Origin of the sequence: Paenibacillus sp. OT2-17 (assembly GCF_009827695.1) — a bacterium.
GTDB classification, from domain to species: domain Bacteria; phylum Bacillota; class Bacilli; order Paenibacillales; family Paenibacillaceae; genus Paenibacillus; species Paenibacillus polymyxa_B.
Genome location: NZ_WUDQ01000967.1, coordinates 1 through 776 on the forward strand (window position 1 = coordinate 1; position 776 = coordinate 776).

Consider the following 776-nt stretch of genomic DNA (forward strand, 5'->3'; position numbering starts at 1 on the left):
TCCAGCTTTCCATACCGCCAATACGCCGACCAGCATGTCCACCGAACGCTCACTCAAAATGCCGACAATCGACTCGCGTCCAATGCCTTCATTCCGCAATCTACGCGCCAATTGGTTCGCACGCTCGTTCAGTTTCCGGTACGTAAGCTGCTGCTCCTCGTACACCACCGCCACGTGATCCGGCACAAGCTGTGCCTGTTCTTCCACAAAGGTATGGAATAAGGCTTCTGCTTCAACAGCAGCAACATCCGATACCCCCACATTTCCAAATCCATGGATGATTTGTGCTTTTTCCTCGGCAGGTACCATCTCCAAAGTTGCCAGTGGCTGTTGTGGATGCAGTGTAATTGCACGTACGAGTTCGGTAAAATGCTGCGCCAATCGCGCAATAGTCTCAGGCTTGTACAGCGCCGTGCTGTATTCCAGACTGCACAGAATACCTTCTGGCTGCTCTATTGCATCCAAGCTCAGATCAAATTTGGCCGTATTATTTTCCAGCGGATATGAATGTAAGGTCAGACCTTCCAGCTGGAACTCCTGTTGCTCCAATGTTTTCAACTCAAACATCGTGTCAAACAGCGCATTTCGGCTCGTATCCCGCGTCAAATTCAGCTTTTCAACCAGCTCTTCAAAAGGATAGTCCTGATGCTCATAAGCACTGAGCGCATGCTCCTTCACCTCTTGCAGATAATCCAGGAACGATTGGTCGCCAGACGGATAATTGCGGATTGCCAGCGTGTTGATGAAGACACCTACCAGGCTCTCCAGTTCCGTAT

General features: G+C 50.3%; 1 protein-coding gene. It reads right to left on the reverse strand.

Going from position 1 to position 776, the window contains the following annotated elements; all coding sequences use genetic code 11:
- Positions 1 to 776, reverse strand: a 776-nt coding sequence (locus tag GRP75_RS28510) for a condensation domain-containing protein (RefSeq protein ID WP_160791059.1), incomplete at both ends; no start/stop codon positions are given.